Source organism: Ochrobactrum sp. C6C9, assembly GCF_022627935.1.
GTDB lineage: Bacteria > Pseudomonadota > Alphaproteobacteria > Rhizobiales > Rhizobiaceae > Brucella > Brucella teleogrylli.
The window spans coordinates 57,439-81,235 of sequence record NZ_JABXGB010000021.1; the positions used below are offsets into that span (position 1 = coordinate 57,439).

Genomic DNA, 23,797 nt, shown 5'->3' on the forward strand with positions numbered 1-23,797 from the left:
CGATAATGTGATTGTTTTTCCTTACGCATTATCCGACGCAAAACCGCTTCGCGCTTTTGCTGGAAATGCTTCTTTAAAGATGCGTTTTCTTTTCAGACAGGATCAGCGGATGGCGGTCACGGCGCTGGAGCGACAGGCCATCGGGCGTAAAGAGATGCGCGTCGGCGGCATCAAAACCGAGCCGCGCCGTTTCATGCGCACGGGCCGTGCTGTTGCCGCCAGCTTCCGCCACGATCAGGCCGGAAGCGGCATCGTTTTGCACATAGAGATAAGTCTGGCCGCCAAGACGCTCGACCACCATGATCTCGCCTTCGAGAATGCCGTCATCCGCCGGATGCAGATGTTCCGGGCGAACGCCCAGCACAAGCGGCGCACCGGCGCTCACCCCTTCACCGGCAACCGGCACCTTGACCGAACGCCCATTGGCAAGCTGCACCGTCACGCCATCGCTATCGACGGCGCCCGCCTTGACCTCGATGAAATTCATGGTCGGCGATCCGATGAAACCCGCCACAAAGCGATTGACCGGGTGGTGATAAAGCTCCAGCGGTGAACCGACCTGTTCCAGCTTGCCATCGCGCAGCACGACGATCTTGTCGGCCAGCGTCATGGCTTCCACCTGATCATGCGTGACATAGATCATCGTCGCATTCAACCGGTCATGCAGGCGCGCCAATTCGATGCGCATCTGCACGCGCAGCGCCGCATCGAGATTGGACAGCGGTTCATCGAACAGGAAAATCTTCGGCTCGCGCACCATGGCGCGCCCAATGGCGACGCGCTGGCGCTGACCGCCCGAAAGCTGGCGCGGCTTGCGGTCCAGCAATTTGTCCAGCTGCAATGTCCTGGCAACACCTTCCACCTTGCGGTCACGCTCGGCCTTGCCCACACCTGCCAGCTTGAGCGCGAAACCCATATTGTCGCGCACATTCATATGCGGATAGAGCGCATAAGTCTGGAACACCATCGCAAGCCCGCGTTCATCCGGCGGCGTATCGTTGCACTGCTGCCCGTCGATCAAAAGATCGCCGCTGGTGATTTCTTCCAGCCCCGCAATCATCCGCAAAAGCGTGGATTTGCCCGAACCGGACGGCCCGACGAAGACCACGAATTCGCGGTCTTCGATGGCTAGGTCCACACCCTTGATGACATCGATATTGCCGAAGGACTTGGTGGCGTTATGAAAAGAAAGCGTAGCCATGGGGTTCCCTTTACTTCACGGCGCCGAAGGTGAGACCGCGCACCAGCTGGCGCTGCGTAACCCAACCGAAGACGAGGATCGGCGCGATGGCGAGCGTGGACGCTGCCGAGAGTTTTGCCCAGAAAAGCCCTTCCGGTGACGAGAAGGACGCGATGAATGCCGTGAGAGGCCCGGCCTGCGAGGCCGTGAGATTGAGGCTCCAGAAGGCTTCGTTCCAGCACAGGATGATGGAAAGAAGCGCCGTCGATGCAATGCCGGGCAGGCTTAGCGGCAGGAGCAGATAGCGTATCTGCTGGCCGACCTTCGCCCCGTCCATGCGGCTCGCCTCAAGGATTTCATGCGGCACTTCCTTGAAGAAGGAATAGAGCATCCAGACCACAATCGGCAGATTGGAAAGGGTGAAGATGATGATCAGACCGGTGCGCGTGTCGAGAAGCCCGGTATCGCGCGCCAGAAGATAGATCGGCACCAGAACACCCACCGCAGGCAGCATCTTGGTCGAGAGCATCCACAACAGCAGATCCTTGGTGCGTTTTCCCGGAAAGAATGCCGCCGCATATGCCGCCGGAACGGCGATCAGCAGCGACAGGATCGTCGCGCCAAGGCTCTCGATCACGCTGTTCATGGCGTAGCGGAAATAGTCGGCGCGCTGATTGACCGCCGCGAAATTTTCCAGCGTCGGCTCGAAGAACAACTTTGGCGGGGCCACCGCGTCGATCTCTGTCTTGAATGCCGCAAGCAGCATCCAGAGGATCGGGAAGAACATCAAAAGCGCCACGATCCAGCCGATAATCCCGGCGGAGAGCGCGGCTTTGTCGAACTTGCGTTTTGCAGCCATCGTTCGTCTCCCCTAATTATCCAGATTGCGCGCCACGGTTCGGATGAGGAACGCGGCAACGATATTGGCGAGGATGATGGCGACGACACCGGCAGCGGAAGCGCCACCGATATCCCACTGAAGGAGCGCCTTCAGATAGATGAAATAGGTCAGCGTCGTCGTGGCAATACCCGGTCCACCGGAGGTAGTGACGAGGATTTCCGCGAAGACCGACAGGAGAAAGATCGTCTCGATCATGATGACGACCGAGATCGGGCGCAGCAGATGCGGCAGGACGATATAAAAGAACATCACCGGCCCTTTGGCGCCATCAAGCCGCGCCGCTTCCATCTGCTCGCGGTCGAGCGACTGCATGGCGGTCATCAGGATAAGCGTCGCGAAAGGCACCCACTGCCAGGATACGATCATGATGATCGACGCCATTGGAAACTGTCCGAACCAGTCAATGACAGGCAGTCCGAGACTGCGCGAGATAAAGGCGAACAACCCGTTGACCGGGTGCATCAGAAGGTTTTTCCAGATCAGCGCCGACACCGTCGGCATGACGAAGAACGGCGCAATGACCAGAAGTCGCGCAATGTTCTTGCCCCAGAAATCCTGATCGAAAATCACCGCAAATAAAACACCCAGCACCACCGAAATGGCCAGAACCGAGCCCAACAGAATGAGCGTCTTCGTGATGGCCGACCAGAGCCCCGGATCGGACAGCAGGAACTTGTAATTCGAGAAACCGGCAAAACCGGTCACGAAGGGATTGATGAGATTGTAATACTGAAACGAGAACCAGAGCGTCATCGCCAGTGGAACGATCATCCATAGCAAGAGCAGGATGACGGCGGGTGCAAGCAGAGGTCCGGTGCGGACGCTGCGGCGCGATTTTGCGGCAAAGCGCGATTTGGTGCCTGTGGCCAAGGCCGGGTTTGCTGGCATGTCTGACGTTCCTCCCCTTCCCGCTTCAACATCCACCGCGCCCGAAAAGGTGCGGCGGATCGCGCGAAAATCGAGCCTGCTGCTCTCACTCAGGAGCGCAGCAGGCTGATGGTAACCGGATTACTTGATGTAACCGGACTGCGTCATGATCTGTTCGGCCTGCTTCTGTGCGCCATCGAGCGCCGCATCGACGCTTTGCTGACCGGCGACAGCCGAAGAGATTGCCTGACCGACAATGGTGCCGATCGCCTGGAATTCAGGGATCGCCACGAACTGGATGCCGGTATAGGGGACCGGGTCCTTGGTCGGCTTGGTCGGGTCGGCCGATTCAATCGCCTTGAGAACCGTCTCGGCGAAAGGCGCGGCCTTCTTGTACTCTTCATTGGCGTAGGTCGACTGACGCGTACCCGGCGGAACGGCAACCCAGCCTTCCGACTTGCCGACCAGTTCGACGTAGCCCTTCGAGGTCGCCCATTTCAGGAACGACTTTGCGGCTTCCGCCTTCTTGGTCGATGCCGGGATGGCGAGGTTCCACGACCAGGCCCAGGACGAGCCATTCGGCGTCACTTCGACAGGCGCCTTGGTGAAGGCCACCTTGTCGGCAACCTGGCTCTGCTTCGGATCGTAAATGCGGCCCGCAGCTGAGGTGGCGTCGATCCACATGGCGCAATGGCCGGTGGAGAACAGCGCCTGATTTTCATTGAAGCCGTTCGAGGTGATTCCGGGAGGGCCTGCTTCCTTCATCAGATCGACGTAGTAGTTGATGGCCTTTTTCCAGGTATCGGAGCTCATCTGCGGCTTCCAGCTCTCATCGAACCAGCTGCCGCCAAATGTGTTCACCAGGGTGGAAAGATAGGCCATGTTTTCGCCCCAGCCCGGCTTGCCGCGCAGGCAAAGACCGTACTGTTCTTTCGATTTGTCGGTGAGCTTGGTCGCGAATTCCTTGATCTCGGCATAGGTCGGCGCATCCGGCATTTTCAGGCCAGCGGCTTCGAACAGATCCTTTCGATAAAGGGTGAACGAGCTTTCCGCGTAAAACGGCACGGCATAAAGCTTGCCATCGACCGTCAGACCGGCGCGCACCGGCTTGATAAGATCGTCATAGTCGTAATCGTCGCCCAGATCATCGACCGCAAGAAGCCATCCGGCCTTGCCCCAGATCGGGGTTTCATAACCGCCGATGGTCATGATGTCGAACTGGCCGCTCTTGGTTGCGATGTCCGTCGTGACACGCTGGCGCAGCACGTTTTCTTCGAGCACCACCCAGTTGAGCTTGTTGCCGGTGGCCTTTTCCCACTCCGGCGAAAGCTTCTGCATGATGATCATATCGGCATTGTTGACCGTTGCGATCGTGAGCTCCTCCGCCCACGCCGAACCGGAAAACATTGCGACGCCAGCGGCAGACGCAATAAGCCCTGTCACATAAGTTTTGGTCCGCATTTCGTCTCCTCCTTTACGAATGCATAGCAAAATTCTTACATATGTAAAATTTATGGCGCGGCTCTCCGTAGCTTGTCAAGCACGGTTTTTGATTTTGATTTGCGCGCTGAAAAGACCATTCATTCGATTGTTTTCCTGGCCGAAACAACGGATTTTTCACCGCGCGATCTGACCCCGCGATTATCTTAGCACATTCAAATATGCGCTGCATCGTTCCAGATGTTCGTCATTGTTCGCTTGACCTTTGCTTCAGCCTTTGACAGTTTGACTTGGGCCCGCCGCGAAAAATTTCATGGCGGGTCTGGTTGGAGGAACATCCTGAAATTATTGGAAAACAAGCTGCAGACGATGTGTCGCGCATCTATGGGCCAGCGCATCTGGACCCGACCGATAGCAGGAGAATGTGAGCTGTCACTGCAAGAAATTGCAGCGGGCAGCTGACGGACAGGACAGAGAAACGTGCGCAAAACCATACGCACCATGGAAGACTTTTCGGAATTCGTCGGGCTGTCGCGCCCCACAGTTTCCAAATATTTCAACGACCCATCATCCGTCCGCCCGAAGACCCGCGAGATCATCGAAGCGGCCGTCAAGCAGTCCGGCTTTCGTCCCAATCTTTTCGCGGTGAACCTTAATCGTCGTCGCACGACAATTTTGGGAATCATCATTCCCAACCAGCTCGATCATTTCTACATGGCGATGACCCGCAGGCTGCAAACGCTGGCCGAGCAACGGGGTTATCTGACTGTCGTTCTGTCGTCGGATGGCAAGCCGGAACTGGAAAAGCGCGCGATTGAAACGCTTCGCTCGCTCAATGTCGCGGGCGCCATCATCGCACCGCTTGGCGAACAGTCGCAGCATTCCGCGCTGGCGCGTCTCGCCGACGACGTCCCCATCGTCTATGTGGATTCGCCGCTCGACAGCACCACGCCTTTCGTCGGCACCGACAACCAGAAATCCTTCCACCTGATCGTCGATTATCTCTGCCGTTCTGGCAGCGAGCCTTGCTATTTCTCGATGCCGATTGTGAACAACAACGCTCTCAAACGGCGCGAAGCCTATACGACGGCAATGGAAAAGCTCGGTCACGAGCCACGCATCATCGAACTGGAACCGAGCCGCAGCTGGGATTTCGAACAATATGCCTTTGAACAGACGGCGCGCATCATGCGCGAGAAGGCAAGTTTTCCGACCTCGACGGTGCTCTGCTCCAACGACCGCATCGCCTTTGGCGTTACGGGCGCGCTCTGGCAGGCGGGACTGAAAATCGGCAGGCTCAAGGATTGCGATATCCGCGTGGCCGGTCACGACAACAATCCGCTGTCGGAATATACCTGCCCGCCGCTCACTACGGTCGCACAGGATTATAACGAAATCGGCAGGCTGGCGATTGAGCTTCTGTTCCGTACATTGGGCGAAGATTCCGAAGATCGGCTCGAACTGCCCGAAAGCAACCGCATCCTGCTGAATGCTGAGATCAAGCTGAGAATGTCAGCTTGAATACGCAATTATCGGCAGCAATCACGCCGAACTGCGCATGATCAGATGGCTGTCGAGATAGCGAATATCCTCGCCGGTCGCGCTGCTGCTGTCCTGCTCATTGATGCGTGAAAACAGCATATCCAGACCAAGCTGCGCGATCTGGCGGTAATCCTGGGCAACCGTCGTCAGAGGCGGGCAGGTGAAGCGGCTCAGTGGGTGATCGTCGTGACCGGCGACACGCAGATCGCTGCCTTCCTCTCGCCCGACATGACGCCTGCGTTCAAAAGCTGCCGAAATCACGCCGAAGGCCAGACGATCATTGGCGCAGAGAACCGTGCGCGTCGGGAAACCGCCGCGGTCGAGAATACGCCCCGCCTCCTGATAGCCGAGCTCCTCGAAACTCCAGTTTTTCGGGGTCATCGGCAAAACGATGGGCTCGATACCGAGCCTTTCCATCGTGGCGATATAGGCTGCGCGGCGCTCCAGCGCGTTCTGGTTGACGGCAGGCATTTCCAGAAAACAGGGATGCTCGCCGGTCCTGCATAGATATTCGGTAATGTTGCCGATGCTGACGCGGTTGTCGGTGCCGACAAAGGGCTGGTCCTCGCCGATACGGCTATCCAGAAACACCACCGGCATCGAATCGGAAAGGCTGGACAGAAGCTTGGTGTCGGTTTCAAAACCGAGCGGCGCCATCAGGACACCGGCGATCTTAAGCGACATCAGCGAGCGCATGGCGCGTGCTTCAAGCTTGCGCTCGCCATGCGACGACAGAACGATGGTCCAATAACCTTCCGCAAGGCATCGCAATTCGATCTGGCGAATGATTTCGGCATAGAACGGATCGGAAATATGCGGAACGATGACGCCGATATTCTTCGGCTTCTTGCGGTTGAGGCTGACGGCGAAAATATTGGGCTGATAGTTGTAATCCTTCAGCGCCTTTTCGATGCGGGCGCGCGTGGAAGGCTTTACGCTTTCCGGATTATCGAAATATTTCGAGACCGTAGGACGCGACAAGCCGCTTGCCACGGCGAACTCCTCCATCGTCCTGATCTTGTTTTCAGCCATGCTCCGCTTTCCTCGGGCCAGTCCCGATCGGCGCCCACTCCACGCCTCAAGATTTTTCCATGCGTAAATTTATTTTTTCACAGAAGCAACCTGAATTTCACCGGTGCCAGCCCTTATTACCGCAGAAAATGCTGATATAAGGCAACACAACTGTTTTTCCCGCCGCTATTCGGGCGAAATTAAATCGTTATAATTTTTACACGTGAAAAATTATATATTGACACGTTGAACAAGCTCCATCATGTCTAATGAAGCTCGATAATGGGCTGAAGGCACCTGCCCTTCCGGGAGATTTGAAGACCGACGCAAAGTGCTGCGGTCCGATGAACCAGCAGGTAAGTCATCGTTCATGTCCCTGTTAGAAGGACAGCCCGGCAGACGCCGGTTCATACGGAGGAAATCATGTTTCGCACTTCTCTCGGCCGCATTCTCTTTTCCGGCGTCGCTCTGGCCATGATGGCGGGTTCTGCCTCTGCCGAAGGCGTTGGCGCATCGCTTCTCACCCAGCAGCATCCGTTCTACATCTCGCTCGCTGACGCGATGAAGAAGGAAGCGCAGGCAGAAAACGTGCCGCTCGAAATTTCTATCGCCAATCAGGACCTGAGCAAGCAGCTCGCCGATGTGGAAGATTTCATCACCAAGGGCGTCGATGTCATCATCATTTCGCCGGTTGACAGCAAGGGCGTGCGCTCGGCCATCAACAAGGCTGAAAAGGCTGGCATCAAGGTCATCACGGTCGATGTGCCTGCCAACAATGTGGACGTGACCTCCTTCGTCGGCACCGACAACTTTGCCGGTGGCGAACGCGCTGCCGAACTGATGGCCAAGACCATCGGCGAAAAGGGCAATGTCGCCGTCATCGATTACCCGACGGTTCAGTCAGTTGTTGACCGCGTTGAAGGCTTCAAGAAGGGCATCGCCAAGTATCCCGACATCAAAATCGTGGCGATCCAGCCGGGCATCACCCGTCCGGAAGCACTGGCGACCGCGCAGAACATCTTGCAGGCCAACCCGGATATCGTCGGCATCTTCGGCTTCGGCGATGATGCTGCACTTGCCGCCGCATCGGCTGTGAAAGCCGCCAAGCTTGAAAATCAGGTCAAGGTGATCGGCTTTGACGGCATGGAAGAAGCCCGCAACGCCGTGAAAAACGACCCGATCATGGTCGGCGTGATCGCGCAATATCCAGACCAAATGGGCAAGGTTGCGGTTGAAACCGCCGCCAAGGTCATCAAGGGCGAGAGCGTTCCGGCCAAGCAGCCAATCGTTCCGGGCGTCGTCACCAAGGACGGCGAAACCAAGTAAGACCGCGTGAAGCAGCGACACTCCTCCCAGTCGCTGTTTCCTTTTTGCGGTGGCGGCCCGGAAAGCCTCCCCTTTCCGGGCCGCCACCGCATCCCTTTAGACAGCACGGCTGTGCGGACCCGGCCATATCCGGTTCGTGGCAGACTGCAGCAAACGGAGCGTGGAGGCCTCAAAAGTGACAGATCCTGTGACAGCAACCCAATCCGAACAGAAGACGGCAGCGGATACGGTTCTGGAAATTCGCGATGTTGCGAAGTCTTTCGGCCCGGTCATCGCGCTGAAGCGCATGAACCTGACCGTGCGGCGCGGGCGCGTGCATACGCTGCTCGGTGAAAACGGTGCTGGCAAATCCACGCTGATGAAGATTCTGGCTGGCGTGTTCAAGCCGACCTCGGGCACGATTTTGCTCAAAGACGCGGCCTATGCGCCGAAGAACCCGCGCGATGCACGCGCCAGCGGGATCGCCATCGTCTTTCAGGAATTGAGCCTCTCCCGCAACCTGACCGTTGCCGAGAATATTTTCGCGAACCACGAGCCGAGCCGCTTCGGCTTCATCCGCGAGCGCGAGCTGAACGCGGAAGCGACCAGACTCGTTGCCGATCTCGGACTTCCGGTCGATCCGCGCGCCAAGGTCGGCGATCTTTCGATTGCCCAGCGTCAGCTCGTCGAAATCGCCAAGGGCTTGAGCCAGCCTGCCGATGTCGTCATTCTGGACGAGCCGACTTCATCGCTGTCCGACAGCGAGGCGGAAATCCTGTTTTCAATCATCGAGCGCCTGAAGGCCAAGGGCACTGCCGTCATCTATATCTCGCACCGCATGGAAGAAATCATGCGGCTTTCCGACGACATTACGGTTGTTCGCGATGGCGAATATGTCACGACCACCGAAAAGAGCGAGACCAGCATCGAGCGCCTGATCGCGCTCATGGTCGGTCGCGAGATGAACGACATTTACCCGCCGCGTGAAGCGCCGCGCCCTTCGGACGCCGTTCCGCCGATTCTCGCGACAAAGAACCTGTCCGTACCGGGCAAGTTCCACGAGGTCTCCATCGATGTGAAGCCCGGCGAAGTCCTTGGGCTTTTCGGACTGGTCGGTTCTGGCCGTTCGGATGTAATGAAGGCGCTGTTCGGGATGCTGCGGCCAACGGGCGAAATCAGGCTCGAAGGCGAAGCCATCACGCTTGCCTCGCCGACCGATGCCATTCGCCACGGCATTGCCTTCGTGACCGAGAACCGCAAGGAAGAAGGCCTTGTTCTTCCGCATAGCGTCGAGCGCAACATCAATATGGTGGGGCTCGGCCAGCTGGCGGGGCCTTTCGGCCTGATGCGTTCCAGCGCGGAACGCTCCGCCGCCAAGGCGGAAGTGCTGCGCCTTGCCATCAAGACCGCTTCCATCGACACGGTTGCCGGATCGCTCAGCGGCGGCAACCAGCAGAAGATCGTGCTGGCGAAGTGGCTGCAGACAAAGCCGCGCATCCTCATTCTCGACGAACCGACACGCGGTGTCGATGTCGGCGCGAAATTCGAAATCTATCGCATCATCCGTGAACTTGCCGCCAATGGCGCGGCGATTCTGATGGTTTCCTCCGAACTGCCGGAAGTGCTGGGCCTCAGCGACCGGGTGGTCATCATGCATAACAAGCATGTCGCCGCCATTGTCGATGCCGATGGCCTTACGCCCGAAACCGTCATGAGCTACGCAGCAGGAATGCACCTATGAGCAACGCCCAAAATATCCAGAAGAAAGCCGTGGACGCAGAAGTCCGCCGTTCGCTTTTCTCCTCCCCGCTGGTTCGCCAATATGGCGGCATCATTGTTTCGCTGGCCGTGCTTTGCGTGGTCTTCGCTGTGTTGAACCCGCGCTTTCTGGCTTTCAACAACTTCATGAACATCATGCAGCAGGTGGCGGTGATTGCCGTTGCCGCCTATGGCATGACCTATGTGATCCTGCTCGGTGAGATCGACCTTTCGATTGGCTCCATCATCGCCGTTTCCGGAATGGTGGCGGCGCAAGCCTTCTCCATGGGGTTCGGCTTTGTGCCAACCGTGGTTTTCACCCTTGCGGCGGGCGCCATCATGGGCGGCCTGAACGGAGTGCTTTCGGCAAAGCTGATGCTGCCCTCCTTCATCGTGACGGTCGCGACAATGGGCATCTATCGCGGCATGGTCAGCCTGCCGACCAATGGCGCGCCGGAAATCATCGAAAACGATACCTGGCTCGCCATCGGGTCGGAAAACTGGCTCGGCCTGCCGATCATCATTTGGATTGTCGGCGTCCTGTTCATTTTCAACTATATCCTGCTGTCGAAGACTGTGTTCGGTCGCCGCATCTATCTGTCGGGCGGCAACAAGGAAGCGGCGATTTATTCGGGCATCCGCGTCGACCGCATCAAGATCATCGTCTTCATGCTCTCCGGCGTCATGGCTGCGATCAGCGGCATTCTGCTCTCGTCGCGCCTGTCCTCGGCGCAGACTAATGCGGGCATGGGCTACGAACTCGACGCCATTGCGGCGGTCGTGCTGGGCGGCACCTCGCTTGCGGGCGGCGTCGGCACCATGGTCGGCACCATTCTCGGCGCGCTCATCATCGGCGTTATCAATAACGGCATGAACATGCTGTCTGTGCCTTATTTCTATCAGCTCATCGTCAAGGGCGTGGTCATTCTGGTCGCGGTCTGGCTCGATGTGCGCTCGAAATCCGTACGGACGTAATCGGTGCAGCATATGAAAAAGATCATCACTATCGGCGAAATCGTCGTCGAGATCATGGCCGTGGAAACCGGCAACGGTTTCAAATCCGCCATCCCGTTGATCGGCCCGTTCGCCTCCGGCGCGCCCGCGATCTTCATCGATCAGGCGGCCAAGATGGGCCAGCCTTGCGGCATGGTCAGCGCGGTCGGCAATGACGATTTCGGCGCGCTCAATGTCGAGCGCCTGCAAAACGACGGCGTGGATGTATCGGCCATCGGCGTGCATCCGACAGCCGCTACCGGCAGCGCCTTCGTGCGCTATCGCCCTGATGGCAATCGCGACTTCATCTTCAACATCAAGCACAGCGCATGCAGCGCGATTGGCCTGACACCAGAAGCTGAAACGCTGATCGAGACCGCCGATCATCTGCATATCATGGGTTCGGCCCTGTTCTCCGATGGCATCGTCTCGGCGATCCACGAGGCGACAATCCGCATCAAGGCGAAGGGCGGCACAGTGTCCTTCGACCCGAATATCCGCAAGGAAATGCTGGAATTGCCGGGCATGCGTCAGGCGCTGGCCCATGCTCTGGAAAACACCGACCTGTTCATGCCGAGCGGCCCGGAAATTTTCCTCTTCACCAAGGCGACCGAGGAAAAGGCAGCTGTGGAAGAGTTGCTGGCGCGGGGTGTCAAGGCCGTTGTGGTCAAGCGCGGCGCGGAAGGCGCCAGCTATTTCGACCAGTCCGGCGAAGTTTTCGCGCCTGCTTTCAAGGTCGATGAAATCGACCCAACCGGCGCGGGCGACAGTTTTGGCGCGGCATTCGTAACCTGCTGGCTGCGCGACATGGCCCCGAAGGAAGCTCTTGTCATCGCCAACGCCACCGGCGCACGCGCCGTCGGCGGCAAGGGACCGATGGAAGGCACCTCGACCATGGCTGAAATTGTTGCCTTTCTGCAGAAAAACGGAGTTCCAGCATGAGCGGCACGAACGTTCTGAGCGCACTTCCCGCCCGTTATGCAAGCGGCGTTCGCGGTGGCATCACGTCGATCTGTTCTGCGCATCCGCTGGTGATCGAAGCAGCCCTCCTCGAAGGCATCGCGACCGAGACCGACGTGCTGATCGAGGCCACCTGCAATCAGGTCAATCAGGATGGCGGCTATACGGGCATGACGCCTGCCGACTTCCGCCGCTTCGTGGAAGACATCGCCGCGCGCGTCGGCTTCGACACCAAGCGGCTTATTCTGGGCGGCGACCATCTCGGCCCCAACCCGTGGAAACATCTGCCAGCCGAAGAAGCCCTTGCGAAGTCGGATGTCATGATCGACGCCTTCGTGCGCGCAGGCTTCACCAAAATCCATCTCGATACGTCGATGGGCTGCGCTGGCGAGCCAGTCGCGCTGCCTGATACCGTCACCGCCGAGCGCGCTGCGCGTCTCGCCAAGGTTTCCGAAACGGCGGCCCGCGAAGCCGGATACGACCTGCCGGTCTATATCATCGGCACGGAAGTCCCGATTCCCGGTGGTGCGATGGAAGAAATCGAAGAGCTGGAGCTGACCAAGCCGGGCGCTGCCGTCGAAACCGTCGCCATTCACCGCAAAGCTTTTGCAGCACTCGGACTGGAAGACGCCTTTGCCCGCGCCATCGGCGTTGTGGTGCAGCCGGGTGTCGAATTCGGCAATGAGAATGTCGTCTTCTACAACAGCGAAAAAGCGACGGCTTTAAGCGCTGTTCTGAGCGAAATGCCGCAATTCGTGTTCGAAGCCCATTCGACCGATTACCAGCCGGTGGAAGCGCTTTCCGATCTCGTGCACGACGGTTTCGCTATTCTGAAAGTCGGCCCCGGCCTGACTTTTGCACTGCGCGAGGCTCTTTATGGTCTCGACCAGATTGCGGCATTCCTCGACAAGCTGCCGTATGAAGAAACCCTGCGCGGCAAGATGGAAGCGCTACTTCTGGCCGAGCCGAAGAACTGGGAAAAATATTACCACGGCGACGCGGAAGAGCTGCGGCTGCAACGCCATTTCTCCTATAGCGACCGCATTCGCTATTACTGGCCGCACCCGGTGGCAACCGCCGCCGTCGATTCGCTTTTGAAGCGCCTGGAAGGTCGCAAGATACCCGAAACGCTGATCAGCCAATATCTCGGCACGCTTTATCCGGCTGTCGCCTCGGGTGCGGTCGAAGCCACGCCGCATGCGCTGATGGTCGAAGCCGTCCGCAATGTCGTACGCACTTACGGCAAGGCTGTCGCCTAATTCTCGGAACAGCTTGCGCCTTGCGGCGCAAGCTGTTGGTCTATTTTCCCGGCGCAAGCCGCGCCAGAAAATCGTCGCACCAGCGTGTGACGTCATGGGTTTTGAGAAAATCCATCATGTCGTTATAGCGTTCCTGCCGTTCTTCCAGCGGCATGGACAGCGCCCGCGCAATCGCATAGGCAACGGCTTCCGTATCATAGGGATTGACCAGAACCGCACCATCCAGTTCCTGCGCGGCACCGGCAAAGCGTGAAAGCACAAGCACGCCGGGATCATCCGGGTCCTGCGCCGCGACATATTCCTTTGCCACGAGGTTCATGCCATCGCGCAGCGGCGTGACCAGCCCCACTTTCGCCAGACGATAAAGCCCGGCCAGCACATCGCGATTGAGAGACCGGTTGATATAGCGGATCGGCGTCCAGTCGAAGGTGGCGTTCGCCCCGTTGATGCGCCCGGCCATTTCCGCCACTTCCCGCTGCATATCCTTATATTCCGGCACTTCGGTGCGAGACTTCGGCGTCACCTGCAAAAAGGTGACATGGCCGCGATTGACCGGATCGATTTTCAGAAAATTCTCGAAAGCTTCAAGCCGGTTGGTGATCCCCTTGGAATAATCCAGCCGGTCGACGCCGATGATCAGATCGCGCCCGCTCATGCTGTCGCGCATGCGCTTTACGGAACTGCTGTTTTGCGTCTTCATCGCAATCTCGGCAAAGGCTTCGGTTTCGATGCCGATACCAAAACTGTCCACGCTGAAGCTTCGCCCGAAAGCCTCGAACCGCCGGGGTTCAATCTGTTTGCCGATCTTTTCCCGCCGCAGACCCCCGATGAAATTCTCCACATCGTTTTCCGTCTGGAAACCGACGAGATCGTAATAGGTCAAACCGCGAATGATCGCCTCATGCACCGGAAGCGTCAAAAGCAGATCGGCTGGAGGCCATGGAATATGCATGAAAAAGCCGATGCGATTTTCCACCCCGCAGCGCCGCAATTCTTCGGCCAGCGGGATCAGGTGATAATCATGCACCCAGATTGTGTCGTCGGGCTCGATTAGCGGCAGCAATTGCTGCGCGAACAGCCGGTTGACCCGAAAATAGCCCGCCATATCCTTGCGGGTATAGTCTATGAGGTCCAGCCGGTAATGGCAGAGCGGCCATAGCATGCGATTAGCGAAGCCGGCGTAGTATTCGTCGATATCTTTCTTTTGCAGGCTTAGCAGCGCATAGCTGATCGGCCCGACCTGTTTCGTTTCCAGTTGATGTGTCTCTCTGCCGGACAGTGTTTCACCGGACCAGCCGAACCAGACACCCCCTCTGACATTCAAGGCCGCCTGCAAGGCGACGGCCAATCCTCCTGCCGGGGCTTTTCCCTGCTTATCCGGCAGGGGAACGCGGTTGGAAACCACGACAAGGCGTCCCACTCCATTCTCCTTTCATCGTGTTAGAGCGCGTTTCGATCTGATTGAAGCAGATCGGCGCTCTAACATTTTTGTTTTTACGCACATCTTATCCGAAAACCGTTTCACACTTTTCGGGATGTGCTCTATTGCGTGCCCGCCATTTTGATCACCCAAGCCCGCAAGGCTTTCGGCGAGGCAACCGCGTCCGTGGACAGGTCGCTGATCGCTTCGCCCACGGCAATGCCCATTCCGCCCAAATCCATCGCCGCTTGCAGCATCGGTATATCCGTCAGATCGTCCCCGAACGCGACCGGAAGACGCCCGGCAAAGGCCTTGCTCTGCATCAGGCGGCGCAGAGCGACGCCCTTGTCGCCATGACGCGAACGCAGTTCGAAAACGAATTTCCCAGCCTGAACCCGCCAGTCGGGACCGGCCAGTTTTTCCGCCGCATCGATCAATTCACGCGCAATGTCTTCCTTCTCGGGCGCAAGCCTGAAGTGAACTGCGATCGCATTGCCTTTATCTTCCAGCAGAAGCCCGGCAATACCGGATTGCGTCTCACGAATAAAATCCTTGGCGCGCGCGAATTCTTCGCCCGGCTCCAGCTTTTCGACCTGCCCCGACGGCAGCCGGAACTCGGTGCCGTGCAATGCCGCGATAGCGCCTGAATAGGAAGGGAAACGCTTTGCCACGAAATCCAGCGGACGGCCCGTCATCAGCGCCACTGCGCCGGACAAACGCTCGCGCAATTTTTCCAAGGCGGTCACCAACGCGGGATCGACAACGACGCCGTCCGGCGTTGGTGCGATATCCAGCAGAGTTCCGTCGATATCGAAGAAAAGCGCATAACCGGAATGCTCCGGCGATAATGCCGCAAGCGAAATTCTCTCTGAATGGATCGTGGAGAGGTGCATAGGTTCCAAACCGAATACCCCGTCAAAAGTTCCACAATTCCACAATCTTATCCGCTAGCTTATGCGGTTTTCCGATCACGCCATGCGCGGCGTTTTCCGTTTGAACAGCACGGCAGCCAGACCGAGGATCAGCGTGCCCGCGATGAACAGGAAGGCTGCGGCGGCAATCGCCGGGCTGATGTTTTCGCGGATGGTGGAAAACATCTGTCGCGCCAGCGTGCGCTGGTTGGGACCGGCGACGAACAGCGTCAGCACAACCTCATCCAGCGACGTGGCAAAGGCCAGCACCGCGCCCGAAACCACGCCCGGCATGGCGAGCGGCAACGTCACCCGGCGAAACACAGTCAGCGGCGATGCTCCGAGACTTTCCGCCGCAAGCTCCACTCGCCGGTCAATGCCCGCAAGTGCGCCGGTGACGCTCACCATCACAAAGGGGATCGACACCACCGTATGCGCGACGATGACCCCGAAATAGGAATTGGCGATGCCGAGCCGCACGAACAGCAATTGCATGCCGACGCCCATCACCACCGCAGGCACCACCATCGGGAGCAGAAACAGCGTGCGGATTGGACCGGACAGGAACAGCGCCCGATTGCGCAGGCCAAGGGCTGCCATAGTACCAAGAACCGTCGCCAGCGTCATGGTGCCAAAGCCGATGATCAGGCTGTTGACGATGGCGCGTCGCCAGGCATCGGCTGTTGCCAGTTCCTCGAACCAGCGCATCGACCAGCTTGGCACCGGATAGGTGAGGAACACGCTCGACGTGAAGGCCAGCGGCAGGATGGCGAATAAGGGCGCGACCAGAAAAAGGACAGCGGCCACGCCGAACACGATCTTGACGGAGCGTCCCATGGTTATGCCCTCCCCCGCTTTTCGTTGGTCAGGCGACCATAGACCGCATAGAGCAGCAGGCAGACAACCAGCAGCACCATACCCAGCGCGCCAGCCATGCCCCAATTGGCCGAGCCGGTGGCATAATAGGCGATGATCGAGCTGATCATCTGGTCGCTCGGACCGCCGATCAGTGCCGGTGTGATGTAATAACCAATGGCGCTCATGAAGACGAGCAACATGCCGGACAGGATGCCCCGCATGCTGAGCGGCAGCAGAACACGCAGGAACGCCCGCCATGGCGGCGCACCCAGCGAAGCGGCGGCAGGCATCAGATTGTTCGGGATGGACACCAGCACGCTGTAGATCGGCAGAACCATGAACGGCAAAAGCACATGCGTCATGGCGATGATCACGCCCATCCGGTTGAAGATCAGCGGCAGTGGCCCGTTGGTGAGACCGAGCCAGATCAGCGTGTCGTTGATCAACCCCTTGTCCTGCAACAGAATGAACCATGCTGCCGTGCGCACCAGAAGCGATGTCCAGAGCGGCAGAAGCACGGCTGCAAAAAGGGCGCTTTTCACCCAGCCCATGGCGGAAGCCAGCAACACCGCATAGGGATAACCGATGGCGGCGCAGGCCAGCGTGACCAGTGCGGCGATCCAGAATGTGCGCAGCATGATGGCGCGATTGGCCGACGTGCCCGCGGCCATGGAAACAATCTCGCCTGAACTGTCGCGTTCCATATCCACCGCCGCCAGCAGATTGCGGTCTGTGGTGGGGGACAGCGCATTGGCAATGGCCCGCCAATATTGTGGCTGGCTCCAGCGTTTATCGACTGCTTCCAGATCTAGCGCCGGATCGTCTTTCTCGATGGCTGTAAGCGTCTTGCTCATCAATGTGCGAAAGCCCGACTGGGCGCTGTTCAGGCGCCGCACCATATCGCCGACCGCCTGCTGATCGGTGGATGCCCTGAGATCGGCAACCAGCGCCTGTTTCATCTCCGGTGTCGGACCCGATTGACCGTCCCAACCGGCGACGGCCTCCGCCGTTTGCGGGAGAACCCGCAGCACCGCCGTGTCGGAGATTGCCTGTTTCATCATCACGCCAAGCGGCCACAGGAAAAACAGCGCAATGAAGATCAAAAGCGGCGCGATGAGCAGAACCGAGCGTGTGCTTTTGGCGGAGAGAACCGTCATGCGACAATTGTCCAGCAATCGGCTGCATTGAAATGCGCCACCACATCGACGCCCGGTTGCCATTCGCGCGCCTTACGGTCGAGGCGCACAATGAAATGATGCGCCTTGTCATCCAGCTGGATGCGCAGATGATCGCCCTGATAAACACTATCGGTCACGCGTGTGCTGAGATTATTGTCGGCCTTGGCCTCGCCGCCCAGTTCGATCCGCTCCGGGCGGATGGAAAGCAGCACATCTTGCCCCGGCGTCAGCGCGCCGGATGATGAGGCGTTCAACTCGGCGCCGTTCTTGAGGCGGATCAACGTTTTCGTTCCATCGACACGCTCCACCTTGCCTTCGGCCAGATTGGTTTCACCAATGAATTCTGCCACGAAACGGGTCTTCGGCTCGTCGTAGATTTCGCGCGGCGAGCCGATCTGTTCGATCTGTCCCTTGTTGAACACGGCGATACGGTCCGACATGGTCAGCGCCTCGCTCTGGTCATGTGTCACGAAAACGATGGTCAAACCGAGGCGGTTGTGGAGCGCGCGGATATCGAGCTGCATCTGTTCGCGCAATTGCTTGTCGAGCGCGCCAAGCGGCTCGTCCATCAGCACCACGCCCGGTTCGAAAACCAGCGCACGGGCCAAAGCCACACGCTGCTGCTGCCCGCCGGAAAGCTGCGACGGCTTGCGCTCGCGCATGGTTGAAAGCTGCACCATATCCAGCACTTTTGCGACCTTGTCGGATATCTCCGCCTTGCCAAGCCCGCGCATCTGCAATGGGAATGCGATGTTCTCGCCGACGCTCATATGGGGAAACAGCGCATAGTTCTGGAACACGACGCCCATATTGCGCTTGTAGGACGGAACATCGTTGATCGACTTGCCATCGACGACAAGCTTGCCGCCGCTCGGGCTTTCAAAGCCAGCGAGCATCATCAAAAGCGTGGTCTTGCCCGAACCGGATGGCCCAAGCAAACTGACGAACTCGCCGCGTGCTATATCGAGGTTGAGCCCGTCTATGACTTTGAAATCGGCGTAGGATTTACTGATATTCTTAAATCGAATTCGATAGTCCGTCAATGAATCACTCCAGTTGCCGGCATCGGAATATCCCGTCCACCCGATGGAGCGGGTCCAGTTTTAACGGAACCGCTCTATCTCTTTGTTATCTCGGCAGACGGGATGGCGATGGGTGTTCTCAGGCTAACCCGTTTACTGCGCCAGCCAGGCGTTGAAGCGCTTCGTCAGCTCTTCCGAATTGTCGATCCAGAAATCGACATTGAGCGGAATCGCATCCGTCATATTGGCTTCCGCCGTTGGCAGATCGGCTGCGAATTCCGCCGGAACCTTGCTCGCGGCGTCCTTGTTCGGCAGACCATAGGCTACATATTTCGGCAGCTTGACCTGATTTTCCGGTTCGCTGGTAAACGCGATGAAATCCATGCCTGCGTCCTTGTTTTCGGCGTCCTTCAGGACGACCCAGCTATCGACGGCATAGATGCTGCCCGGCCATACAACCTTGAAATTCTTGCCTTCGGCGCGGTTGATGCCGGTGATGCGACCGTTATAGGCCGAAGCCATTACAACTTCGTCGGAAGCCAGCAATTGCAGCGGCTGCGCCCCTGCTTCCCACCACACGATATTCGGCTTCATCTCTTCGAGCTTCTTGAAGGCGCGGTCAACGCCTTCTGGCGTGCCCAGCACATCATAGACTTCATCCTTCTTGACGCCATCGGCGAGTAGAGCGAATTCCAGCGTGTACTTTGCGCCCTTGCGCAACGAGCGCTTGCCGGGGAACTTCTTTACATCCCAGAAATCCGCCCAGGACTTGGGGCCGTCCTTCAGCTTGTCGCCATTATAGGCAATGGCCGTGGACCAGACGATGGCGCCAACACCGCAATCATTGACCGCGCTGTCGAGGAACTTGTCCTTGCCGCCAAGCTTGTCCCAGTCGATCTTTTCATAAAGACCATCGGCGCAGCCGAGCGCCAGTTCCTCGGCTTCCACCTGCACCACATCCCAATTGGGCTTGCCAGCCTTCACCTTGGCCTGAACGACACCGTAACCGCCGTCCCATGATTCATCGAGCAGCGGCTTTCCGGTCTTTTCCGAAAACGGCTTGAAATAGATTTCGCGCTGCGCATCCTGATAGTTGCCGCCCCAGGAGACGACGGTCAGATCGCGCGCGGCAGCAGGCGCGGCATGAAAACCGGCCACAGTTGCAAGAAGTGCACCGGCATAGGCAAGGCGTGCCATTTTCATAATTTTATTTCCCCATTTGTTTCGACAGGTTCATCCTGCCGTAGTTGTAATGGGAACCATGCTAGCCCGATCATTTGTTGCGGGCAATAAGCTATTATCAGCCATAAGCGAAAGTGTTACGCACCGCTGACCGTGGCCTGATCTATATCTTCTGCGCCAGAATCTTATCAATGCGCCGACCATCCATGTCGACAATTTCGAAGCGCCAGTCGTCATATTCGAAGCTGTCGCCGACGGACGGCAAATCGCCCAGCTGCAACAGCGCAAAACCGGCAATCGTGTGATAGCCGCGATCTTCCGGGATTTCCGTAAAGCCCAGCCGATGAAAGGCTTCATGGGCTGACATCAAACCGTCGATCAGAAGCGAACCGTCCGTGCGGGTCACGATATCCGGCTCTTCATCATCAATATCGGGTATATCGCCCGCGATGACTTCAAGCAGGTCAGACTGCGTGACAATGCCTTCGAGGATACCATATTCGTCAACCACCACGACCAGCCGTACCGGACTTTTCTTGAAGATTTCCAGCACGCGGAAAATCGGCGTTGCTTCGTGCACCACGACGAGTTCGCGGATCGCCTTCAGTGGATCGACCGCATGACCGTCGAGTACCTGATCCAGCAGGTCTTTCTTGAGAACCATGCCGATGGGTTCATCAATGCTCTGATGGGCGATCAGCAATTGTTCGTGGCGACAGTCGCGGATGGTCTTGAGCATTTGTTCCTGACTGTCATCGGCATCGATCCAGTCGATTTCGCGCCGTGGCGTCATGATATCGCCAACGCGACGATCACCGATGGTCAGCGCGCGCGCCACCACCTCGCGCTGTGTCATTTCGATCAGCCCGGCCTGCTGGCTGGCTGCAACGAGCAGCTTGATTTCTTCGGGAGAATGAGTCGAACCCTCTCCGTTGCCGGGCTGCAAGCCACACAGGCGCAGCACCAGATTGCCCAGAGCGTTAAGCGTCGAAATGGCGGGCCAGAAGATGAAGGTGAACGCGCCGAGCGGGCGGACGACAAAAAGCGCCGTGCCCTCGCTGCGCTGCAAGGCGAGGCTTTTGGGCGCAAGTTCGCCTAGCACGATATGCAGCGCCGTAATGATGATGAAGGAAATCGCAACCGCGATGGCATGGGAACCGAAGCTTACCCAGTTGGTTGGCAATGCGCCCAAAGCGGGTTCTATGAGATGCGCAAGCGCCGGTTCGCCGATCCAGCCAAGCGCGAGCGATGAAATGGTGATACCAAGCTGGGTGGCCGCCAGATTGGCGTCGAGATGATCAACCGCGCGCATAAGGGCAGAAGCGTTGGTGCGCTTTGCCGCGACCAGTTCAGCCACCCTGCTTTTACGGACCGCGACCAATGAAAATTCAGCGGCAACGAAGAAACCGTTAGCAGCCACCAGAAGAAGAACCGCTACGATACCGATAACATCAGCCCAATACATGCTTGTCCCTATCGCGGGTTGCGACTCTTATTTTTACAGGAACACTATGCATGAGGCTGGGTCGCCGCTCAAGGAACGCTCGAATTTTACTGGCAATTCAATCAGGCGTCAGTCAACCACCGTCACGACTTTTGGCGCTCCGCCAATCGTGCCGATGATAGTTGCCGCCGGATAACCCGCAGAGTGGATCATTGCGAGAATGCGCTCAGCCGCATCCGGTGCACAGGAAACAAGCAGCCCGCCCGACGTTTGCGGATCGGTCAACAATTGCTGCTTCCAGAGCGGAGTATCGTCCGCCAGTCGCACGTCATCACCATAACTCGCCCAGTTGCGGGTCGAAGCGCCGGTGATGAAACCTTGTTCCGCAAGACGTGCGGCTTGAGCCAAAAACGGAAGATCACTGTATCGAAGCGTGATGCCGACATTGGACCCCCGCGCCATTTCAAGCGCATGACCGAGAATGCCGAAGCCCGTCACATCGGTGACCGCGTGCACAGCTTCATCCTTGCCAAGTTCCGCGCCGACCCGGTTCAACAAAGTGACGGAGGCCATCATCTCATCGTAACCGGCACCATCAAGAACCTGTTTCTTGAACGCTGCGGAATAGATGCCGACACCGAGCCCCTTGGTCAAAATGAGCGCATCGCCCGGCCTCGCGCCGCTATTCTTGCGCAGATTGGCAAGCTTGCAAGTGCCAACCACCGCCAGCCCGTAGATCGGCTCCGGCGCATCGATCGAATGGCCGCCCGCCACCGGAATTCCGGCTTCTGCGCAGATGCTGGAACCGCCTTTCAGAATATGGCGGATCATTTCGGCAGGCATTTGATTCACCGGCATGCCGAGGATCGCCAGCGCCATGATGGGCGTTCCGCCCATCGCGTAGACGTCGGATATGGCATTGGTTGCCGCAATACGCCCGAAATCGACCGGATCGTCCACCATCGGCATGAAGAAGTCGGTGGTGGCGATCACACAGTTCTCATCGTCAAGCTGCCAGACCGCTGCGTCGTCGCCGGTCTCGGTGCCGACCAGCAGCTGCTTGAAAGGTTGGATGGCGGGCTGATCAGCAAGCAGATTTTGCAACACGGCAGGCGCCAGCTTGCAGCCACAGCCGCCGCCATGCGCCAGAGTGCTGAGACGGATGGGCGATGCGATATCCATAGGTCCTCCTGAACCGAAAGCGGTTCCCGTGATGCTATTTCGTATCAGATCGTGATCTCGCGCGCCGTCATGCTATAACGGAAAGCGTCCGCGTCGAGACAATCGAGCCGCATGCTGGCGACCTCGGCTTGCGGATACATCAGGAAGCCAAGCTCCCCGCTCTGCGCAGATGGCAAATCGATATCGCTGCCATCATTGAAGGCAATCCAGTTGCCTTCCCATGCGCCGAAGAGCTTTTGACGAACGGCAACCACACGCGGATCGTCCGCTGTCAAACCGTCCTTCTCTTCTTCAAGCATGACCTTTCGCACATCGGCCGGATCGGTCGCCACCCAGCCGACGCCATCGAGATAGATTTCAGCACGACAATGTTGCGACTTGGTGATGACCTCGTTCTTTGCGCCAAGGCTCTTGTAACCGAAAGCGGACGGCGCCACCCGCACCCCGTAAAGGTCACGCGCGGGAATGCCAACAGAGCGCACCAGCGCCACGAACAGCGGGTTGAGATCGGCGCATTTGCCGCCAAGATCACCGCTCCTCAACATGGCGACGATATCGCCGTCGCCGCAGCCGCGCGTGGACGCGCGCCGATAGGTGTTGGCGACAACCCAGTCATAGATGCGGCGGGCCTTATCCTGATCACTTGCGGCGTCGCCGACAATCTTGTTTGCGGTCTCCCGAACAATGCCATCCACTGGTGCCAGCCGTGTTCCAGCCAGATATTTTGCGCGCTCGGCCTGTGTCAGCGGCACGGCGGTCGCCGATGCCTCAAGGCTGCTGGCGCGGTCACGGGTCGAGATGAGACTAATGATTTCCGCAGTCGGCGTTTCTTCACCCGGCGCCCATTCGAGATAGAGGAGGCCTACCCCGCTGCGTGGATCGCGATTGATCTGCGCAACCCTGGCATTTGTCGTCCACCGATTGCCTTCCGGGCGGTTCCAGTCATCCGCCTGAAAACCGGCCAAAGGCACCCATGCCCGAATGACATCCTTGGATGCGGTCGGGCTCACAGTTGTCCTGATCTCGAAACTGCGCCAGTTCGATGGCTTGGGCGTAAACGTGCCGTCATCGGCAAAGGCAGGGGCCGTGGCGAAGCTCGGCAGAAGGCTGAGGGCGGCGCAGGCCGCGCCGGATTTGAGGAGTTCCCGACGATTCATGACGATCCCCTTTCGTGGCCCCTCTTTAGGAGCCATGAGCTCTGTTTCTTACGAATATGCGGAGAAAGCGCTGCTGTTGCGCCCGACCTCGAAAGACCAGCGCATGCCAGGAATGATCTGTGATCAAGGCCCCGAAACTCGGGAGCAGCGGAAGAAGTCACACGCGCAGTCTGCCGTGTTTGTTTAACTCCGTCAATCAACCATCGAACAAGAGAAAGTCATCGTGA

20 protein-coding genes are annotated in these 23,797 nt (G+C 58.2%); 6 read left to right on the top strand and 14 right to left on the bottom strand.

Annotated elements, in window-relative coordinates; genetic code table 11:
* Positions 1 to 73: 73 nt before the first annotated feature.
* The 4 genes from HWD97_RS16770 to HWD97_RS16785 form a co-directional block, all read right to left on the bottom strand.
* Complete coding sequence (locus tag HWD97_RS16770) at positions 74 to 1,201, bottom strand: ABC transporter ATP-binding protein (protein WP_109366948.1); 1,128 nt, start codon at positions 1,199 to 1,201, stop codon at positions 74 to 76.
* 10 nt (positions 1,202 to 1,211) lie between these two features.
* A complete protein-coding gene (locus tag HWD97_RS16775) occupies positions 1,212 to 2,039 on the bottom strand; it encodes a carbohydrate ABC transporter permease (protein ID WP_109366947.1) in 828 nt (275 codons plus the stop codon).
* Between the two features lie 12 nt (positions 2,040 to 2,051).
* Positions 2,052 to 2,969 (bottom strand): carbohydrate ABC transporter permease, encoded by a 918-nt coding sequence (locus HWD97_RS16780; protein ID WP_109366946.1) that lies wholly within the window; start codon positions 2,967 to 2,969, stop codon positions 2,052 to 2,054.
* A 120-nt stretch (positions 2,970 to 3,089) separates the two neighbouring features.
* Positions 3,090 to 4,409 (bottom strand): sugar ABC transporter substrate-binding protein, encoded by a 1,320-nt coding sequence (locus tag HWD97_RS16785; RefSeq protein WP_167836167.1) that lies wholly within the window; start codon positions 4,407 to 4,409, stop codon positions 3,090 to 3,092.
* 480 nt (positions 4,410 to 4,889) lie between these two features.
* Between HWD97_RS16785 and HWD97_RS16790 the strand changes: the two genes are divergently transcribed.
* Positions 4,890 to 5,909: a LacI family DNA-binding transcriptional regulator gene (locus HWD97_RS16790; protein ID WP_109366945.1), complete on the top strand. Its 1,020-nt coding sequence runs from the start codon at positions 4,890 to 4,892 to the stop codon at positions 5,907 to 5,909.
* 21 nt (positions 5,910 to 5,930) lie between these two features.
* Here the strand turns inward: HWD97_RS16790 and HWD97_RS16795 are convergent, their stop codons facing one another.
* Complete coding sequence (locus tag HWD97_RS16795; protein WP_109366944.1) at positions 5,931 to 6,962, bottom strand: LacI family DNA-binding transcriptional regulator; 1,032 nt, start codon at positions 6,960 to 6,962, stop codon at positions 5,931 to 5,933.
* A 402-nt stretch (positions 6,963 to 7,364) separates the two neighbouring features.
* On the opposite strand from HWD97_RS16795, the gene HWD97_RS16800 reads away from it, so the two are divergent.
* The 5 genes from HWD97_RS16800 to HWD97_RS16820 all read left to right on the top strand — a co-directional run bounded on the left by HWD97_RS16800 (position 7,365) and on the right by HWD97_RS16820 (position 13,216).
* Complete coding sequence (locus HWD97_RS16800) at positions 7,365 to 8,267, top strand: substrate-binding domain-containing protein (protein ID WP_109366943.1); 903 nt, start codon at positions 7,365 to 7,367, stop codon at positions 8,265 to 8,267.
* A gap of 175 nt (positions 8,268 to 8,442) precedes the next feature.
* On the top strand, positions 8,443 to 9,987 hold the full coding sequence (locus tag HWD97_RS16805) for a sugar ABC transporter ATP-binding protein (protein ID WP_109366942.1): 1,545 nt from the start codon (positions 8,443 to 8,445) through the stop codon (positions 9,985 to 9,987).
* Positions 9,984 to 10,979 carry an ABC transporter permease gene (locus HWD97_RS16810; RefSeq protein ID WP_167836168.1) on the top strand — a complete coding sequence of 332 codons (996 nt, stop codon included), beginning with the start codon at positions 9,984 to 9,986 and terminating at the stop codon, positions 10,977 to 10,979. Before HWD97_RS16805 ends, HWD97_RS16810 begins: the two co-directional genes overlap by 4 nt.
* Before the next feature lie 12 nt (positions 10,980 to 10,991).
* Positions 10,992 to 11,939 (top strand): sugar kinase, encoded by a 948-nt coding sequence (locus tag HWD97_RS16815; RefSeq protein WP_371835269.1) that lies wholly within the window; start codon positions 10,992 to 10,994, stop codon positions 11,937 to 11,939.
* Positions 11,936 to 13,216: a D-tagatose-bisphosphate aldolase, class II, non-catalytic subunit gene (locus tag HWD97_RS16820; RefSeq protein WP_109366940.1), complete on the top strand. Its 1,281-nt coding sequence runs from the start codon at positions 11,936 to 11,938 to the stop codon at positions 13,214 to 13,216. The genes HWD97_RS16815 and HWD97_RS16820 overlap by 4 nt, the downstream gene beginning before the upstream one ends.
* A gap of 40 nt (positions 13,217 to 13,256) precedes the next feature.
* Here HWD97_RS16820 and otsA read toward each other — a convergent pair whose 3' ends face one another.
* The 9 genes from otsA to HWD97_RS16865 form a co-directional block, all read right to left on the bottom strand.
* Positions 13,257 to 14,636, bottom strand: a complete 1,380-nt coding sequence (gene otsA / locus HWD97_RS16825) for an alpha,alpha-trehalose-phosphate synthase (UDP-forming) (protein ID WP_109366939.1) — start codon at positions 14,634 to 14,636, stop codon at positions 13,257 to 13,259.
* A gap of 122 nt (positions 14,637 to 14,758) precedes the next feature.
* Positions 14,759 to 15,529, bottom strand: coding sequence for a trehalose-phosphatase (gene otsB / locus HWD97_RS16830; RefSeq protein ID WP_109366938.1), 771 nt, complete (start codon positions 15,527 to 15,529; stop codon positions 14,759 to 14,761).
* Between the two features lie 75 nt (positions 15,530 to 15,604).
* Positions 15,605 to 16,384: an ABC transporter permease gene (locus tag HWD97_RS16835; protein ID WP_121539506.1), complete on the bottom strand. Its 780-nt coding sequence runs from the start codon at positions 16,382 to 16,384 to the stop codon at positions 15,605 to 15,607.
* A gap of 2 nt (positions 16,385 to 16,386) precedes the next feature.
* Positions 16,387 to 17,562: an ABC transporter permease gene (locus HWD97_RS16840; RefSeq protein ID WP_371835270.1), complete on the bottom strand. Its 1,176-nt coding sequence runs from the start codon at positions 17,560 to 17,562 to the stop codon at positions 16,387 to 16,389.
* Positions 17,559 to 18,626, bottom strand: a complete 1,068-nt coding sequence (locus HWD97_RS16845; RefSeq protein ID WP_371835271.1) for an ABC transporter ATP-binding protein — start codon at positions 18,624 to 18,626, stop codon at positions 17,559 to 17,561. Before HWD97_RS16845 ends, HWD97_RS16840 begins: the two co-directional genes overlap by 4 nt.
* Before the next feature lie 132 nt (positions 18,627 to 18,758).
* Positions 18,759 to 19,808, bottom strand: a complete 1,050-nt coding sequence (locus HWD97_RS16850) for an ABC transporter substrate-binding protein (protein ID WP_371835272.1) — start codon at positions 19,806 to 19,808, stop codon at positions 18,759 to 18,761.
* Between the two features lie 142 nt (positions 19,809 to 19,950).
* On the bottom strand, positions 19,951 to 21,252 hold the full coding sequence (locus HWD97_RS16855) for a hemolysin family protein (protein WP_121539508.1): 1,302 nt from the start codon (positions 21,250 to 21,252) through the stop codon (positions 19,951 to 19,953).
* A gap of 108 nt (positions 21,253 to 21,360) precedes the next feature.
* Positions 21,361 to 22,413, bottom strand: coding sequence for a selenide, water dikinase SelD (gene selD / locus HWD97_RS16860; protein ID WP_109366932.1), 1,053 nt, complete (start codon positions 22,411 to 22,413; stop codon positions 21,361 to 21,363).
* A 44-nt stretch (positions 22,414 to 22,457) separates the two neighbouring features.
* Positions 22,458 to 23,570, bottom strand: coding sequence for a transglutaminase-like domain-containing protein (locus HWD97_RS16865; protein ID WP_109366931.1), 1,113 nt, complete (start codon positions 23,568 to 23,570; stop codon positions 22,458 to 22,460).
* Between the last annotated feature and the right edge of the window lie 227 nt (positions 23,571 to 23,797).

Coding starts and splice junctions, on each gene's coding strand:
- HWD97_RS16770 (WP_109366948.1), bottom strand. CDS start 1,201: ATGGCTACGCTTTCTTTTCATAACGCCACCAAGTCCTTCGGCAATATC.
- HWD97_RS16775 (WP_109366947.1), bottom strand. CDS start 2,039: ATGGCTGCAAAACGCAAGTTCGACAAAGCCGCGCTCTCCGCCGGGATT.
- HWD97_RS16780 (WP_109366946.1), bottom strand. CDS start 2,969: ATGCCAGCAAACCCGGCCTTGGCCACAGGCACCAAATCGCGCTTTGCC.
- HWD97_RS16785 (WP_167836167.1), bottom strand. CDS start 4,409: ATGCGGACCAAAACTTATGTGACAGGGCTTATTGCGTCTGCCGCTGGC.
- HWD97_RS16790 (WP_109366945.1), top strand. CDS start 4,890: ATGGAAGACTTTTCGGAATTCGTCGGGCTGTCGCGCCCCACAGTTTCC.
- HWD97_RS16795 (WP_109366944.1), bottom strand. CDS start 6,962: ATGGCTGAAAACAAGATCAGGACGATGGAGGAGTTCGCCGTGGCAAGC.
- HWD97_RS16800 (WP_109366943.1), top strand. CDS start 7,365: ATGTTTCGCACTTCTCTCGGCCGCATTCTCTTTTCCGGCGTCGCTCTG.
- HWD97_RS16810 (WP_167836168.1), top strand. CDS start 9,984: ATGAGCAACGCCCAAAATATCCAGAAGAAAGCCGTGGACGCAGAAGTC.
- HWD97_RS16815 (WP_371835269.1), top strand. CDS start 10,992: ATGAAAAAGATCATCACTATCGGCGAAATCGTCGTCGAGATCATGGCC.
- HWD97_RS16820 (WP_109366940.1), top strand. CDS start 11,936: ATGAGCGGCACGAACGTTCTGAGCGCACTTCCCGCCCGTTATGCAAGC.
- otsB (WP_109366938.1), bottom strand. CDS start 15,529: ATGCACCTCTCCACGATCCATTCAGAGAGAATTTCGCTTGCGGCATTA.
- HWD97_RS16835 (WP_121539506.1), bottom strand. CDS start 16,384: ATGGGACGCTCCGTCAAGATCGTGTTCGGCGTGGCCGCTGTCCTTTTT.
- HWD97_RS16840 (WP_371835270.1), bottom strand. CDS start 17,562: ATGACGGTTCTCTCCGCCAAAAGCACACGCTCGGTTCTGCTCATCGCG.
- HWD97_RS16850 (WP_371835272.1), bottom strand. CDS start 19,808: ATGAAAATGGCACGCCTTGCCTATGCCGGTGCACTTCTTGCAACTGTG.
- HWD97_RS16855 (WP_121539508.1), bottom strand. CDS start 21,252: ATGTATTGGGCTGATGTTATCGGTATCGTAGCGGTTCTTCTTCTGGTG.
- selD (WP_109366932.1), bottom strand. CDS start 22,413: ATGGATATCGCATCGCCCATCCGTCTCAGCACTCTGGCGCATGGCGGC.
- HWD97_RS16865 (WP_109366931.1), bottom strand. CDS start 23,570: ATGAATCGTCGGGAACTCCTCAAATCCGGCGCGGCCTGCGCCGCCCTC.